We start from the raw sequence: 14151 nt of genomic DNA on the forward strand, positions 1-14151 counted from the left end.
TTTTTAGGACCTAAAACCTGAGCCCAGTTTTAGTTGAATTGACGATGTAAAACGACATTTAACGCACATATCCAAGGAAACTATCATGAACGCCATCAAAAACTTCATCGCCGACGAATCCGGTATCACCGCCATCGAATACGCACTGATGGCCGCAGCCATCGGCGGCATCATCACCGTCGCCTTCACCGGCCTGGGCAACGGCATCAAGACCAAGATCAACGCCATCATCACCAGCCTGGGCGGCACCACCGTCTAAGCGCGGCGCACACCGTACACACCCATACATACATAAGCACAAGGACACCATCATGAACGCCATCAAAAACTTCATCGCCGACGAATCCGGTATCACCGCCATCGAATACGCACTGATGGCAGCAGCCATCGGCGGCATCATCACCGTCGCTTTCACCGGCCTGGGCAACGGTATCAAGACCAAGATCAACGCCATTATCACCAGCCTCGGCGGCACCACGGTTTAAACGCAGTAGTAGCACCCCTACTTGAGCGGACCGCATTGCGGTCCGTTTTTTTTGCTGCGGACCGTGACAAATGTCATGCCACAAAGTGACATCTGTCGGATGCGGCGCCGGCCGGCCTTCCGTAGAATTCATTCCATCAGCTGCACCTAAAACCCGAACCCCGTTTTAGTTGAATTGACGATGTAAGCAAATCCCCCCACATACTCAAGGAAACTATCATGAACGCTATCAAAAACTTCATCAACGACGAATCGGGCATCACCGCTATCGAATACGCTCTGATGGCAGCAGCCATCGGCGGCATCATCACCGTCGCCTTCACCGGCCTGGGCAACGGCATCAAGACCAAGATCAACGCCATCATCACCAGCCTCGGCGGCACCACGGTTTAAACGCAGTAGTAGTACCCCTACTTGAGCGGATCGCATAGTCGGTCCGTTTTTTTGTCCTAACCCGTGACAAATGTCACGGGTGGTCGCCGCAAGATCATGACATTACTCCTTGCCATAAATGACATCTGTCCGATGTGACAAGCAGGGCCATTGCTTAATATTCAATTTCTCCAATTCGATAAGCAAGGAAGCTCATGAATGCGATCACCAACTTCATCAACGACGAATCCGGTATCACCGCCATCGAATATGCCCTGATCGCGGCCGCCCTCGGCGCCATCATCACGGTCGCTTTCACCGGGCTGGGCGACGGGATCAAGAGCAAGATCAACGAGATCATCGACAGCCTCGGCGGCGCCAAGGTGTAAGCGTCGCGACCACAACTGCGTTACCATCAGCCATCGCCTTTCTCTGCGCCACGCCATGACCCAACTACCTTTGATTCTGCTGTGCTCCCTGCTTGCTCTGGCGGTCTGGAGCGATGTGCGCACGCGCCGTATTCCAAACGGGCTGGTGTTCGGTGGCGCACTGCTGGGCCTGGTGCTGAACACGGTCTATGCTTCCGGCGACGGCTTGTTCATTACCCCGTTCGGCGGTCTCGGCCTGTTATGGGCCCTGGCCGGCCTGGGCGCCGGCCTCGCGCTGCTGCTGCCGATGTACATCCTGCGCACGCTGGGCGCCGGCGACGTCAAGATGATGGCAATGGTGGGCGCCTTTGTCGGTCCGCAAACGGTGATCGGCTGCACCGTCATGACCTTGCTGGCCGGCGGCGTGCTGGCGCTGGCGGTGGCGGCGGCGAGCGGCCGCCTGCGCCCTTTGCTGCGCAACACCTACCAGATGGGCCTGCATGCCTTCTTCCGCAGCCTGGGCGGCGAACGGGTGCAGATCGAGGCGCCGGCCGAGGCCAGCGGCCGGCTGCCCTACGCCGTGGCGATCGCGTCCGGCACCCTGCCCTACCTGATCTATGGCGCCGTCACCGGACGCTCGCTGTTTGATGTTTTTTTACAACACTAAGTTTGTATACGCCCGTGACCAGCCGTAACGATATAATTGTTCTGCCGACAAGATTCCTGACGGCTTACGATCAAGGACGCTATGCAAGCTGAGCCGGGCCCCACCACTGCCATTGCGGAATCCGGCGCACCGGCCGGCGCGCGCGCGCCGCGCAGCGTCGAGGAAACCGGCCTGTCGTTCCTGTTCCTCACCGAGCTTGTGCTCAAAGTCCTGTTCCAGCGCGGCCAGGTGCGGCTGCCGGAACTGGCGGCCCACATCAAATTGAGCGTCAGCGTGATCACGCCGCTGGTGACCTTCCTGCGCAACGAAAAACTGTGCGAAGTCACGCGCAGCGGCCACAGCGGCACCGACGCCGACCTTACTTACCACCTGACCGATGCCGGCGCGCTGCGCGCCACCGCCTGCCTGAACCGCAACGCCTACGCCGGGCCGGCGCCGGTGACGCTGGCCGCCTACGTGGCGCAAGTGGAAGCGCAAAGCGTGCGCCAACTGCACGTCACGCGCGCCGATGTCGGCCACGCCTTCAGCGACGTGGTCGCCAGCCAGAGCGTGCTCGACCAGATGGGCGCGGCGATGAACTCGGGCCGCGCCATGTTCATCTACGGCCAGGCCGGCAGCGGCAAGACCTTCCTGGCCGAGCGCCTGTGCGGCCTGCTGCACGGCGCCATCGCCGTGCCTTACGCCATCATGATCGACGCCGAGGTGGTGCCGTTCTACGATCCGGTGCAGCACCAGCCGGCGGCCGGCGTGGCGCAGGCCGTCGCCGACAGCAGCGAAGCGGCGCAGATCGAACTGGGCGACCGCAACCGCACGCTCGATGCGCGCTGGGTGCGCGACCTGCAGCGCCCGACCGCGCTCACCGGCGGCGAGCTGACGCTGGAGATGCTGGACCTGCGCTTCGACGCCAACACCCGCCTGTACCAGGCGCCGCCTCATTTGAAAGCCAACAACGGCATCTTCATCATCGACGACCTCGGACGGCAGCGCTGCTCGCCGCTGGAGTTGATGAACCGCTGGATCGTGCCGATGGACCGTGGCGTCGATTATCTTTCGTTGCACACTGGACTGGTTTTTCAAGTTCCTTTTGATGTGGTCGTGGTATTCTCCTCGAACTTTCTACCCGAACGATTATCCGACGGCGCCTTCTTGCGCCGCCTGGGTTACAAGATAGAAGTCCCGCCCCAAACCCAGGCGGAATATGAGCTGCTGTTCCGCCAGGCCTGCAAGCAATACGGCATGGCGTTTGACGCCGACGCCTTCGCGTATCTGCTGAACGAACACCACGCCAAGGAACAGACGCCGTTGCTCGCTTGCTACCCGCGCGACCTGATACGCCAGGTGCGCGATCTGGCGCGCTACGAAAACACGCCGCCGACACTCAACCAGCGCTCGCTCGACTGGGCCTGGCAGAATTATTTCGCCGGCGCAGGGGCACGCCGCGTGGCGGCCGACCAGCAGAAAAAAGAGCGCGAACGACGCGACACCAACACAACGGGCTAACCGGGAAAGTACAGCATGAGAAATACGCGGGCCTTGACAATGATCGCCGTGGCACTGGTGATGGCGATGGCCGCCGTGGTACTGGCGGCGCAATGGATCGCCGGCCAGTCGGCCACCAATAGCAACAAGGTGGCGGTGGCGCTGCTCGACATCAGCATGGGCGCGCGCATCACGCCGGAACTGGTGCACATGGTCGACTGGCCGTCGAGCTCGGTGCCGCCCGGCGCCCTGCTCGACATCAAGTCGGCCGACGGCCGCATCACCCGCACCAACATCCAGCGCGGCGAACCCATCATGGAAAGCAAGCTGGCGCCGGCCGGCACCACCGGCGGCCTGTCGGCCGTGGTGGCCGCCGGCAAGCGCGCGATGACGGTGCGCGTCAACGACGTGGTGGGCGTGGCCGGCTTCGCGCTGCCGGGCAACTTCGTCGACATCCTGGTCAACACCCAGAGCGACTTCCACGGCGATAGCGCGCCGCGCGAACAAGCCATCTCCAAGATCGTGCTCGAACGCATCCTGGTGCTGGCCATCGCCCAGGAATCCAACCGCGACGACACCAAGCCCAAAGTGGTCAACGCCGTGACCCTGGAACTGACGCCGGAACAGGTCGAAAAGCTCGACCTGGCGCGCAGCGTCGGCACCCTGTCGCTGGTGTTGCGCAACCAGATCGACCCGGCCAGCGCCAACACCGAGGGCGCGACCAAGAGCTCGCTGCTGGACGACGGCAGGACGCCGCGTCAGGCGCCAGCGCCGGTCCCAGCGCCCGTGGCCGCCGCGCCGGCCGCACCCGCCACGGCGCCACGGCCGCATCCGCCGCGTGAACCGCAGGGCGACAAAATCGAAGTGATCAAGGGCCTGGACCGCAGCTCGCAACAATTTTAAAGATAACCAGAGAGACAGATTGATGACCGTACTCCATCCCGCCGCCCTCGGCGCCCTGCTGGTCACCACGCTGGCGCTGTCGCCGGCACAGGCCGCCGCCGTCAAGGCTCCTGCGGCCGCGCCGGGCCAGGCTTCCAGCGTCGAGCTGGCCGCCCAGATCACCCTGTCCGAAGGCAAGTCGACCCTGATGCACCTGCCATTCCCGGCGGCGCGGCTGGCGGTCGGCAACGCCCGCGTGGCCGACGTCATCCTGATCAATCCGAGCGAGGTCTACATGCTGGGCAAGTCGACCGGCGCCACCAACCTGATCGTCTGGAACAAGGCCAACCAGGCCACCATCATCGACATCGTGGTCGGCCTCGACACGGTGGCGCTGCGCCAGCAGTTCGACCAGCTGTTCCCGACCGAAAAAGATATCCGCATCACCGTCTCCGGCGGCGCCGTGATCCTGACCGGCACCGTGGCCGACTCGGTGCGCGCCGCGCAGATCGTCTCGGTGACCAGCGCCTACCTGCAGCGCAACAGCAGCAATAACAACGGCGCCGGCGGCGCCGCTCCAGCTGCGGCTGCTGCCGGAGCGGCAGCCCCGGCCGCCGGCGCTGCACCGGCGGCGGCCGATCCCATGGCCGCGCTCGGCCAGGGCCAGGCCGCCGGCCGCGTGATCAACATGCTGTCGGTGGCGGCGCCGCAGCAGGTGATGCTGGAAGTGCGCATCGCCGAAATCTCCAAGACGCTGGTCGACCAGCTCGGCGCCAGCGTCGGCCTGGTCGGCTCCCGAGGCAGCTGGACCTACACGCTGCTGTCGAACCTGCTGAGCGGCAATCCCAACAAGCTGGACGCCTTCAACAACCGCAACGGCAAGTTCGCCACCCTGGACGCGCAAAAGAACGACGGCCTGGTCAAGATTTTGGCCGAGCCGACCGTGATGGCGATCAGCGGCCAGGAGGCCAGCTTCCTGGCCGGCGGCAAGATCTTCATCCCGGTTTCGCAGGACACCACCAGCGGCGTGCCGCGCGTGACCTTGGAGGAAAAAGAATTCGGCGTGGCCGTCAAGTTCACGCCGACCGTGCTGGAAAACGGCCGCATCAACCTGCGCGTGGCGCCCGAAGTGTCCGAACTGAACCGCGAAGGCATCGGCATCACCGCCGCCGGCACCACCTCGACCGCCGTGCTGCCCTCGTTCACCACGCGCCGCGCCAGCACCACGGTGCAGCTGTACGACGGCCAGAGCTTCGCCATTGGCGGCCTGATCAAGAACAACGTCACCACCAACATCAAGGCCTTCCCCGGCCTCGGCGAGATTCCGGTGCTGGGCGCGCTGTTCCGCAGCAGCGACTTCCAGAGCGACCGCACCGAGCTGGTGTTCATCGTGACGCCGCACCTGGCGCAGCCGCTGCCGCCCGACCACAAGCTGCCGACCGACGACTACACGCCGCCGAACCGCAGCGACTTCTTCTTGCGCGGCAAGATGGAAGGCCCCGCGCCGGTGGCGCCGGCCGCAGCGGCCACGCCGGCACAATAGGAGCGCCCATGCACACGACTTTACTTTCCCGTCCTGTCCTGCTGGTGCTGGCGCTGGCGCTGGCTTGCCTGGGAGGCTGTGCGCAAACGCCGCGCGTCGACCAGCAGTTCGGCAGCAGCGTGCGGCTGGCGTTGGCCCAGCAGACGCTGAACCCGCAGGCGCGCAACAACCGCAGCCCGGTCAACGGCCTGGATGCCCAGGCCGCCAAGAGCGTATACGACAACTACCAGCGCTCCTACGCCAGCCCGGAACAGCAGCAAAACAACTTCACCATCGGCGTCAGCAAATAGTGCCGGCCCGACCACTCACGAGTTTGCAGGGACCAAATTGAAGATAGCCGTCATTTCACGCGATGAGCGACACCTGGCCGAACTGATGCGCATGCTGCGCGCACGCTCGCCGTCCGACGAGATCGACCACCTGGTGGGCGGCGTGGCGCGCGCCGCTACCCTGACCGACGAGCAGCTGCCAGACGTGCTGATCCTCGACCGCCCGTCGCGCGAGGACGGCGATCTCGACAACCTGGAACGCTTCTCGGCGCAATACCCGCGCATCGCCTGCGTGGCGCTGTGCATCGAGCGCGATCCGGAATTCCTGATGCAAGCCATGCGCGCCGGCGTGCGCGAAGTGCTGCCGTCGCCGGCCACCAGCGCCACGCTGTACCCGGCCATCGAGCGCATCGGCGAAAAGCTGGAGCGGCGCGGCCAGACCAGCGGCAAGGTGCTGGCCTTCATCTCGTGCAAGGGCGGCAGCGGCGCCACCTTCCTGGCCACCAACCTCGGCTATGCGCTGGCCGCCAGCGGCAAGCAGAAGGTGGCCTTGATCGACATGAACCTGCAGTTCGGCGACGCCTCGCTGTTCGTCTCCGACCACAAGCCGCTGGCCACGCTCAGCGACGTGGCCCAGCAGATCCACCGGCTCGACCCGTCCTTCCTCAGCTCCAGCATGCTGAGCGTGACGCCCAACTACGGCGTGCTGGCGGCGCCGTCCGACCCGGCCCACGCCAACGACGTCAAGCCCGACCACATCGACGCCATCCTCAAGCTGGCGCGTCGCCAGTACGATTTTATTTTGCTCGACGTCGGCCGCAGCCTGGACGCAGTCAGCATCCGCGCGCTCGACCATGCCGACCATATCTACCCGATCCTGCAGACCACGCTGCCCTACATCCGCGACGGCAAGCGCCTGCTCAACGTGTTCCGTTCGCTGGAGTACGGCAAAGAGAAGATCCACCTGGTGGTCAACCGCCACGACAAGGGCGGCGAGATTCGCCTGAAAGACCTCGAAGGCGCCTTCGACGCCGAGGTCAACATCACCATTCCGAACCATTACGACGCCGCCGCCGCCTCGGTCAACCAGGGCGTGCCGGTGCTGCAGCTGTACCCGAACAGCCAGCTGAGCCTGGCGCTGGCGGGACTGGCGCGCAGCCTCACCGGCGAAGCGGCGCCCGATGCGCAGAGCGGCGGCTGGCTGTCCAAGCTGCTGCCGCGCAAATAAGGACTGAATCATGAGCACTCCGATTTCATTGCGCGAACGGCTGGAGAGCGGCGAAGCGCGCGGCTCCGGCCAGCGCGTCACCGGCATCGACAACCGCGCCTACCAGAAACTCAAGCAGCGCCTGCACGCGGCGCTGCTTGACCGCGTCGACCTGGAAAGCATGCAGCGGCTGACGCAAGATCAAATCCGCGTCGAGCTGCGCAACCTGGTCGAAAAGCTGCTGGAAGAAGATTCGGTGGTCATCAACGACGCCGAACGCAAGACCCTGACGCGCGACATCCAGAACGAGATGCTGGGCTTCGGCCCGCTCGAACCGCTGCTGGAAGACCCGACCGTGTCCGACATCCTGGTCAACACCTACCGCCAGATCTACGTCGAGCGGCGCGGCAAGCTGGAGCTGACCGACGTCACCTTCAGCGACGACGCCCACCTGATGAAGATCATCGACAAGATCGTCTCGCGCGTGGGCCGCCGCATCGACGAGTCGAGCCCAATGGTCGACGCCCGCCTGCCGGACGGCTCGCGCGTCAACGCCATCATCCCGCCGCTGGCCATCGACGGCCCCATCATGTCGATCCGGCGTTTCTCGGCCGACCCGCTGCGCCTGGCCGACCTGGTGGCCTACGGCTCGATGACGGCCGACATGGCCGAGGTGCTGCAGGGTCTGGGCAAGGCCAAGGTCAACATCCTGATCTCGGGCGGCACCGGCTCCGGCAAGACCACCATGCTGAACGTGATCTCCGGCTTCATCGGCCGCACCGAGCGCATCGTCACGGTGGAAGACGCGGCCGAGCTGCAACTGCAACAGCCGCACGTGGTGCGGCTGGAAACCCGTCCCGCCAACATCGAGGGCAAGGGCGAAGTGTCGCAGCGCGCGCTGGTGCGCAATGCGCTGCGGATGCGGCCCGACCGCATCATCCTGGGCGAGGTGCGCGGCGCCGAGGCGCTCGACATGCTGGGCGCCATGAACACCGGCCACGAAGGCTCGATGGCGACCATCCACGCCAACACCCCGCGCGATGCGCTGACCCGCCTGGAAAACATGATCAGCATGGCGGCCGCCAACCTGCCGACCAAGGCCATGCGCCAGCAAATCAGTTCGGCGGTCGGCGTGGTGGTGCAGGTCTCGCGCCTGACCGACGGCAAGCGCAAGGTGATGTCGATCCAGGAAGTGACGGGCATGGAGGGCGAAATGATCACCATGCAGGAAATCTTTACCTTCAAGCAGACCGGGCTGGGCGACGACGGCACTGTGCTGGGCCACCACACCTCGAGCGGCGTGCGGCCGCGCTTCATCGAGCGCCTGCGCAATTTCGGCATCACGGTATCGGCCACTGTGTTCGATCCGGTCACCCGGTAAGCCATCATGGATATCCGACTGATCCTGTTCGGCCTGCTGATCTTCGGCGCCGTCGCGCTGCTGGTGTGGGGCGTCTACAGCGGCTGGAACAATACCCGTGGCCCCGAGGCGGAACGGGTGGCGCGCCGCCTGCGCAACGCCATCGGCGACAGCGGCAGCGAACTGGCGGTGTCGATCACCAAGGAACGCCTGCTGAGCCGCGACCCCGGCCTGCAAAAGCTGCTGCTGCGGGTGCCCGGCATCATGCGCCTGGACCGGCTGCTGCTGCAGACCGGGCGCGGCATGAACGCCTCCCAGCTGAGCGCGTTGATGCTGGGCTGCTGGCTGGGCGGCATGGTGGTGTTTGCCGGCGTGCCGCTGCCCTTCCTGGGCCGCATGCTGCTGGCGCTGTCCTGCGCCACGCTGCCGCTGCTGGAAGCCAGCCGCGCCAAGCAAAAGCGCCTGATCAAGATCGAGTCGATGCTGCCCGATGCGCTCGACATGATGAGCCGCGCCATGCGCGCCGGCCATGCCTTCCCCACGGCGTTGAAGATGGTCGGCGATGAGTTGCCCGATCCGCTGGGCGGCGAGTTCCGCGCCGTGTTCGACGAGGTCAACTTCGGCGTGTCGATGCCCGATGCGCTGTCCAACCTGGCCACGCGCGTGCCCAGCACCGACTTGCGCTACTTCGTCATCGCCGTGCTGATCCAGCGCGAGACCGGCGGCAACCTGACCGACCTGCTGACCTCGATCAGCGCCATCATCCGCGACCGCCTCAAGCTGCTCGGCCAGGTCAAGGTGATGAGCGCCGAAGGCCGCATGTCGGCCTGGGTGCTGGGCTCGCTGCCGTTCCTGGTGGGCGGCGCCATCGCGGTGTTCGCGCCGGAATCGCTGATGCCCCTGTTCACCGATCCGATGGGCCGCATGATGCTGTACGTATCGGGCGGTTTGATGGTGGTCGGCTTCTTCGCGATCCGCAACATCACCCAGGTCCGGGTCTAGGGAGCGCATATGTCAACCATACAAATCCTGTTCCTCGTGGTGCTGTTCGTGATGGTGTTCGGCGGCGTGCTGCTGGCGATACGGCTGCTGACCGCCAATCCGCTCAAGGACCGCCTGGAGGCGCTCGAAGAACGCAGCATGGTCACGCGCAACAGCATGGCGTGGGTGGACACCGTGGTCAACCTGGCCGCGCCGCTGGCCAAGCTGTCGGTGCCGACCGAGGGCTGGGAAGGCTCGCCGGTGCGCATGCGCTTCATCAACGCCGGCTGGCGCAACACCTCGGCGCCTGGCCTGTTCTACGCCGGCAAGACCGTGCTGGCGCTGCTGCTGCCCCTGCTGGTGTTCCTGTACATCAGCAGCCGTCCGGTGAGCGAAGGTGAGAACAAGATACTCTGGATGATCATCGCCGCCAGCCTCGGCTACTACCTGCCCAACCTGGTGCTGAACCATGTGGTCAAGCAGCGCCAGCGCGACATCTTTGAAAGTTTCCCCGACGCGCTGGACCTGATGACGGTCTGTGTCGAGGCCGGGCTGGCGATGGACGCGGCACTGGCGCGCGTGGCCAACGAGATCGGCCTGAAAAGCCTGGTGCTGGCCGAGGAGCTGCAACTGGTGACGCTGGAACTGCGCGCCGGCAGCGCCAAGGACAAGGCCCTGCGCAACCTGGCGCTGCGCACCGGGGTGGAGGACGTCGATGCGCTGGTCACGCTGCTGATCCAGGCCGACCGCTTCGGCACCAGCATTGCCGATTCGCTGCGGGTGCAGTCCGACCAGCTGCGCGTGAAACGCCGCCAGCGTGCCGAGGAGCAGGCCGCCAAGGTCTCGCTGAAGTTGCTGTTCCCGCTGATCTTCTTCATTTTCCCCAGCTTGTTCGTGGTGCTGCTGGGGCCAGCGGCGCTGAGCCTGTATCGCAACGTGCTGGCCACCGCGCCGGGAGGATGAACAAATGTACCGCCTGACCGCCACGCCAGTCCTGCTGGCCGCCTGCCTGCTGCAAGCGTGCAGCCATACGCCACTGGCACCGCTGGCGGTAACGCCGCTGCTGCGCATCGACGATGCCCGCGCCGCGCGGCCGCCCGCCCCGCCACCACCGCTGTCGCAGCAGCAGCAGCAGCAGCAGCAGCCGGCTCCGGCGCCCGTGGCAGCCACGCTGCCGGTTACGCCGTCGCGCATGGAAATCGTCCAGCTGGGTCCGAACGAATTCCGCCTGCAATACCGCCAGCCTGCCGCCGATGTCGCAGCGGCGGCCGAGCGCATCCAGATCGTCAACGGCAACGGCGTGCGCGGCATGGGCGAGCGCGTACGTCGCCTGCTGGCACGCCACGGCATGGGCGAGGCCCGCGTGGTCAACCAGCGCGGCCACTACCAGCGCACCACCATCATTGAATACCTGCCCGCCCAGCAAGCGCGCGCCGACGCCATGCTGCTTGCGCTGCAAGGCCACGCCACCCTGCTGCCGGCGCGCACCCTGCCCGACGGCCTGACGCTGCGGCTGGTGCTAGGCCGCGACAACGCCACCCGCCTGACCGCCCTCAGCGATGCGCAGGCGCCTGCCGCGCTGCTGGCGGCGCTGGACGGTGCGGCCGTACCTCATTTCAACCAGGAGTAACCATGTTCAGAAACAAGCAGCCCCAGGGATGGGTTCATCAGATCGCCAACGTGATCCTGGCAGCCGTGTTCGCGGCAGTGCTGGCCGCCTGTGGCGGCGGTGGCGGCGGCTCATCCGGCGCGTGCACCGTCATCGATCCTTCGCGCGACCCCAACCTGCCCGGCTGCAGCACCAGCACACCGGTCACCGGCTCGCCGAGCCTGACACTGCAGATGCTCGACCCTGGCGGCATCGCCACCAACGTGGTTGCCGTCGATCGTCCCGCCACGCTGCTGGTGACCGTGAAGACCGCCGCCAACGCCATCGCCGCCAATACCCTGGTCAGCTTCATCACCAGCGACCGCAGCGCGACCTTTGTCCCCGCCGCCGCGACCGCCCTGACCGACGGCGCCGGCGTCGCGCGCATCACGCTGCCGGTAGGCACCGTCTCGGGCGCCTACACCGTCACCGCCAGCGCCACCCTGGACGGCAAGACCGCCTCGGCCAGCGTGAATTACGTCATCAACTTGCCGCCGGCGCCGAGCAACGGCCTGACGCTGGTGCTGAACGACCAGAACGGCGCGCAGACCACCAACATCACCCCGACCAAGCCGGGCAGCCTGGCCGCCACCGTGCGCGACGGCACCGGCGCGGTGGTCGCCAACACCCTGGTGACCTTCACCACCACCGACCGTAGTACGGTGCTGGTGCCGGCTGTCGGCACCGCGCTCAGCAACGCCGAAGGTGTGGCCCAGGTCGCTTTGCCGGCCGGCACCCAAGCCGGCGGCTTTACCGCCACCGCCAGCGCTACGATAGGCGGCAAGGCGACCACCGCCAGCACCAGCTATCTGGTGACTTTGCCTCCCGGCCCGACGGTTCCAGTGCCGACCCTGACGCTGGCGCTCACCACCGCCGGCGGCGCCAGCACCAACGATATCGCGCCCGATCGTCCGGGCACCCTGCTGGCCGTGGTCAAGGATAGCGCCGGCGCACCGGTGCAAAACGCCCTGGTCTCCTTCGTCACCAACGACAAGAGCGGTACCTTGACGCCGATCACCGGCAGCGTGCTGACCAACGCCAGCGGCCAGGCCACCGCCATCCTGAACGCGGGCGCCACCACCAGCGGCTACACCGTCAGCGCCAGCTCCACCGTCGGCGGCGCCGCCGTTGGCGCGGCGCTCAACTACGCCGTCACCCTGCCGACACTGACGCTGGGCACGCCGGTGGTCAACCCGACCACGCTGGCCGCAGGCGGCACCGCCAGCCTGGCCGTCACGGTGCTCAGCGGCGGCGTGCCGTACAGCCCGGCCCAGCAGGTCAGCTTCAGCTCCCCTTGCGTGGCGAACGGCAAGGCGCGCATCGGCTCGCCGGTCACCACCGTCAACGGCGTGGCCAGCACCTCGTACACCGACCTCGGCTGCGGCGGCATCGACCAGATCACCGCCTCGACCACCTACAACGGCATGGTCAGCACCAGCAGCGCCAATCTGACGGTGCAGTTGGCCGCCGCCGGCCAATTGGTGTTTGTTTCCGCGCTGCCGCAGAACATCGCCCTCAAGGGCACCGGCGGCGCTGGACGCCAGGAAAGCGCGACCGTGACCTTCAAGGTCATGGATCGCAGCGGCAATCCAGTGTCCGGCCAATCGGTCAACTTCGCGCTCGACACCAACGTCGGCGGCCTGACCCTCAATCCGGCCAGCGCCACCTCCGGCGCCAACGGCCTGGTCACCACCACGGTGGCCTCCGGCACCGTCAACACCCCGGTGCGGGTGACGGCCACGCTGCAGGGAACTGTGTTGAGTTCGCTGTCCGACCAGCTGGTGGTGTCCACCGGCGTGGCGGAACAGAACAGTTTCTCGCTGAGCGCCGTGATCCGCAACGTCGAAGGCGGTCAATACAATGGCTGCCCGGCGCCGATGGGCACCATCGTCACCGCGCGCCTGGCCGACCACTTCCATAATCCGGCGCCGGACGGCACCGCCGTCAGCTTCACCGCCGAGGGCGGCAGCATCGACGCCTCCTGCCTGACCGGACTGACCTTGACCACGCTGACCGACGGCACCGTCATCACGCAAAAAGGCACGCCGGGCGAATGCACGGTACGCTACTGCGCCGGCAATCCGCGTCCGGCCGACGGCCGCATCACCGTGCTGGCCTATGCCTTGGGCGAGGAAAGCTTCGTCGACAGCAACGGCAACAACCGCTACGACGCGGGCGAGCCGTTTACCGACCTGGGCGAGCCATTCCGCAACGACCGCGCCGTCACCGACTTCAACGCCAACGGCGGCGACGACATCTGGGCCGCCGGCAACGCGGCACGGGTAGCCGGCGAGCAGTACATCGACTCCAACGGCGGCGGCAGCTGGAACGCCACCGGCAACGGCCTCTACAACGGCGTGCTGCAGACCGTGCCCAACATCAGCAACGTCAACACCGTGCATGTGCGCCAGAGCATGGTGATGGTGCTGTCGAACAGCGCGGCCGCCATCTCGCTGCTGGAGCAGTCGCCGGTGACCGGGCTGGCGCTGCCGCGCTGCACCTCGGGTACCCCGTTCGTCAACGACAACCGGACTTTCCACTTCGCCATCCGCGACAGCAATCCGACCGTGTTTGCCAACAACCGCATGGCCGCCCACCCCGGCGATCCGCTGTGGCTGTTCGACCGTCCGGGCAATCCGCTGCCGGCCGGCACCGTGATCACGTTCAGCACCACGAACGGCGTCCTCGGCGGCACCACCACCTACGCCGTGCCGAACACGGCGGCGGTCGATTCCAGCACCTGGGTCTACACTGTGCAACTGGCCAGCGACGCCACCCAGTTCACCGATACCCTGCGCTGCGCCAATGCCGTCAGCACCGGCGCGCTGACCATCACCGTCACCACGCCCAACGGCGTCAGCACCATGGCCAGCTTCCCGGTCACCGACTGA

The 14151-nt window shown here is 66.1% G+C and carries 15 protein-coding genes; all 15 read left to right on the plus strand.

The window, feature by feature from the left end; all coding sequences use genetic code 11:
• Window positions 1-85 precede the first annotated feature (85 nt).
• The 15 genes from ACXZ1M_RS08385 (at window position 86) to ACXZ1M_RS08455 (ending at window position 14151) form a co-directional block, all read left to right on the plus strand.
• Window positions 86-259 carry a Flp family type IVb pilin gene (locus tag ACXZ1M_RS08385; protein WP_373988773.1) on the plus strand — a complete coding sequence of 58 codons (174 nt, stop codon included), beginning with the start codon at window positions 86-88 and terminating at the stop codon, window positions 257-259.
• A gap of 52 nt (window positions 260-311) precedes the next feature.
• Window positions 312-485: a Flp family type IVb pilin gene (locus ACXZ1M_RS08390; protein WP_373988773.1), complete on the plus strand. Its 174-nt coding sequence runs from the start codon at window positions 312-314 to the stop codon at window positions 483-485.
• 218 nt (window positions 486-703) lie between these two features.
• Window positions 704-877, plus strand: coding sequence for a Flp family type IVb pilin (locus ACXZ1M_RS08395; protein ID WP_373988774.1), 174 nt, complete (start codon window positions 704-706; stop codon window positions 875-877).
• Window positions 878-1071: 194 nt separating this feature from the next.
• Complete coding sequence (locus ACXZ1M_RS08400) at window positions 1072-1245, plus strand: Flp family type IVb pilin (protein WP_459052716.1); 174 nt, start codon at window positions 1072-1074, stop codon at window positions 1243-1245.
• Window positions 1246-1300: 55 nt separating this feature from the next.
• On the plus strand, window positions 1301-1891 hold the full coding sequence (locus ACXZ1M_RS08405; protein ID WP_459052717.1) for an A24 family peptidase: 591 nt from the start codon (window positions 1301-1303) through the stop codon (window positions 1889-1891).
• A gap of 81 nt (window positions 1892-1972) precedes the next feature.
• The gene (locus ACXZ1M_RS08410; RefSeq protein ID WP_459052718.1) at window positions 1973-3391 is read left to right on the plus strand and encodes an ATP-binding protein; all 1419 of its coding nucleotides are present in this window, start codon (window positions 1973-1975) and stop codon (window positions 3389-3391) included.
• A 15-nt stretch (window positions 3392-3406) separates the two neighbouring features.
• Window positions 3407-4273 carry a Flp pilus assembly protein CpaB gene (gene cpaB, locus ACXZ1M_RS08415; RefSeq protein ID WP_459052719.1) on the plus strand — a complete coding sequence of 289 codons (867 nt, stop codon included), beginning with the start codon at window positions 3407-3409 and terminating at the stop codon, window positions 4271-4273.
• Between the two features lie 22 nt (window positions 4274-4295).
• Entirely contained in the window at window positions 4296-5795 is a 1500-nt protein-coding gene (locus tag ACXZ1M_RS08420) for a type II and III secretion system protein family protein (RefSeq protein WP_459052720.1), read from the plus strand.
• An 8-nt stretch (window positions 5796-5803) separates the two neighbouring features.
• A complete protein-coding gene (locus ACXZ1M_RS08425; RefSeq protein ID WP_459052721.1) occupies window positions 5804-6085 on the plus strand; it encodes a pilus assembly protein in 282 nt (93 codons plus the stop codon).
• 37 nt (window positions 6086-6122) lie between these two features.
• A complete protein-coding gene (locus tag ACXZ1M_RS08430; RefSeq protein ID WP_459052722.1) occupies window positions 6123-7292 on the plus strand; it encodes an AAA family ATPase in 1170 nt (389 codons plus the stop codon).
• A 10-nt stretch (window positions 7293-7302) separates the two neighbouring features.
• A complete protein-coding gene (locus ACXZ1M_RS08435) occupies window positions 7303-8652 on the plus strand; it encodes a CpaF family protein (RefSeq protein ID WP_459052723.1) in 1350 nt (449 codons plus the stop codon).
• 6 nt (window positions 8653-8658) lie between these two features.
• Complete coding sequence (locus ACXZ1M_RS08440) at window positions 8659-9633, plus strand: type II secretion system F family protein (protein ID WP_459052724.1); 975 nt, start codon at window positions 8659-8661, stop codon at window positions 9631-9633.
• Between the two features lie 9 nt (window positions 9634-9642).
• On the plus strand, window positions 9643-10575 hold the full coding sequence (locus ACXZ1M_RS08445) for a type II secretion system F family protein (RefSeq protein WP_459052725.1): 933 nt from the start codon (window positions 9643-9645) through the stop codon (window positions 10573-10575).
• 4 nt (window positions 10576-10579) lie between these two features.
• Window positions 10580-11242 carry a LytR C-terminal domain-containing protein gene (locus tag ACXZ1M_RS08450; RefSeq protein ID WP_459052726.1) on the plus strand — a complete coding sequence of 221 codons (663 nt, stop codon included), beginning with the start codon at window positions 10580-10582 and terminating at the stop codon, window positions 11240-11242.
• A gap of 2 nt (window positions 11243-11244) precedes the next feature.
• Window positions 11245-14151, plus strand: coding sequence for a beta strand repeat-containing protein (locus ACXZ1M_RS08455; protein WP_459052727.1), 2907 nt, complete (start codon window positions 11245-11247; stop codon window positions 14149-14151).

The sequence above is a fragment of the Duganella paludis genome (genome assembly GCF_054461335.1).

Excerpts from the sequence above, each read along its gene's own strand:
- ACXZ1M_RS08385 (WP_373988773.1), top strand. The coding sequence starts at position 86 with ATGAACGCCATCAAAAACTTCATCGCCGACGAATCCGGTATCACCGCC.
- ACXZ1M_RS08390 (WP_373988773.1), top strand. The coding sequence starts at position 312 with ATGAACGCCATCAAAAACTTCATCGCCGACGAATCCGGTATCACCGCC.
- ACXZ1M_RS08395 (WP_373988774.1), top strand. The coding sequence starts at position 704 with ATGAACGCTATCAAAAACTTCATCAACGACGAATCGGGCATCACCGCT.
- ACXZ1M_RS08400 (WP_459052716.1), top strand. The coding sequence starts at position 1,072 with ATGAATGCGATCACCAACTTCATCAACGACGAATCCGGTATCACCGCC.
- ACXZ1M_RS08405 (WP_459052717.1), top strand. The coding sequence starts at position 1,301 with ATGACCCAACTACCTTTGATTCTGCTGTGCTCCCTGCTTGCTCTGGCG.
- ACXZ1M_RS08410 (WP_459052718.1), top strand. The coding sequence starts at position 1,973 with ATGCAAGCTGAGCCGGGCCCCACCACTGCCATTGCGGAATCCGGCGCA.
- cpaB (WP_459052719.1), top strand. The coding sequence starts at position 3,407 with ATGAGAAATACGCGGGCCTTGACAATGATCGCCGTGGCACTGGTGATG.
- ACXZ1M_RS08420 (WP_459052720.1), top strand. The coding sequence starts at position 4,296 with ATGACCGTACTCCATCCCGCCGCCCTCGGCGCCCTGCTGGTCACCACG.
- ACXZ1M_RS08425 (WP_459052721.1), top strand. The coding sequence starts at position 5,804 with ATGCACACGACTTTACTTTCCCGTCCTGTCCTGCTGGTGCTGGCGCTG.
- ACXZ1M_RS08435 (WP_459052723.1), top strand. The coding sequence starts at position 7,303 with ATGAGCACTCCGATTTCATTGCGCGAACGGCTGGAGAGCGGCGAAGCG.
- ACXZ1M_RS08440 (WP_459052724.1), top strand. The coding sequence starts at position 8,659 with ATGGATATCCGACTGATCCTGTTCGGCCTGCTGATCTTCGGCGCCGTC.
- ACXZ1M_RS08445 (WP_459052725.1), top strand. The coding sequence starts at position 9,643 with ATGTCAACCATACAAATCCTGTTCCTCGTGGTGCTGTTCGTGATGGTG.
- ACXZ1M_RS08450 (WP_459052726.1), top strand. The coding sequence starts at position 10,580 with ATGTACCGCCTGACCGCCACGCCAGTCCTGCTGGCCGCCTGCCTGCTG.
- ACXZ1M_RS08455 (WP_459052727.1), top strand. The coding sequence starts at position 11,245 with ATGTTCAGAAACAAGCAGCCCCAGGGATGGGTTCATCAGATCGCCAAC.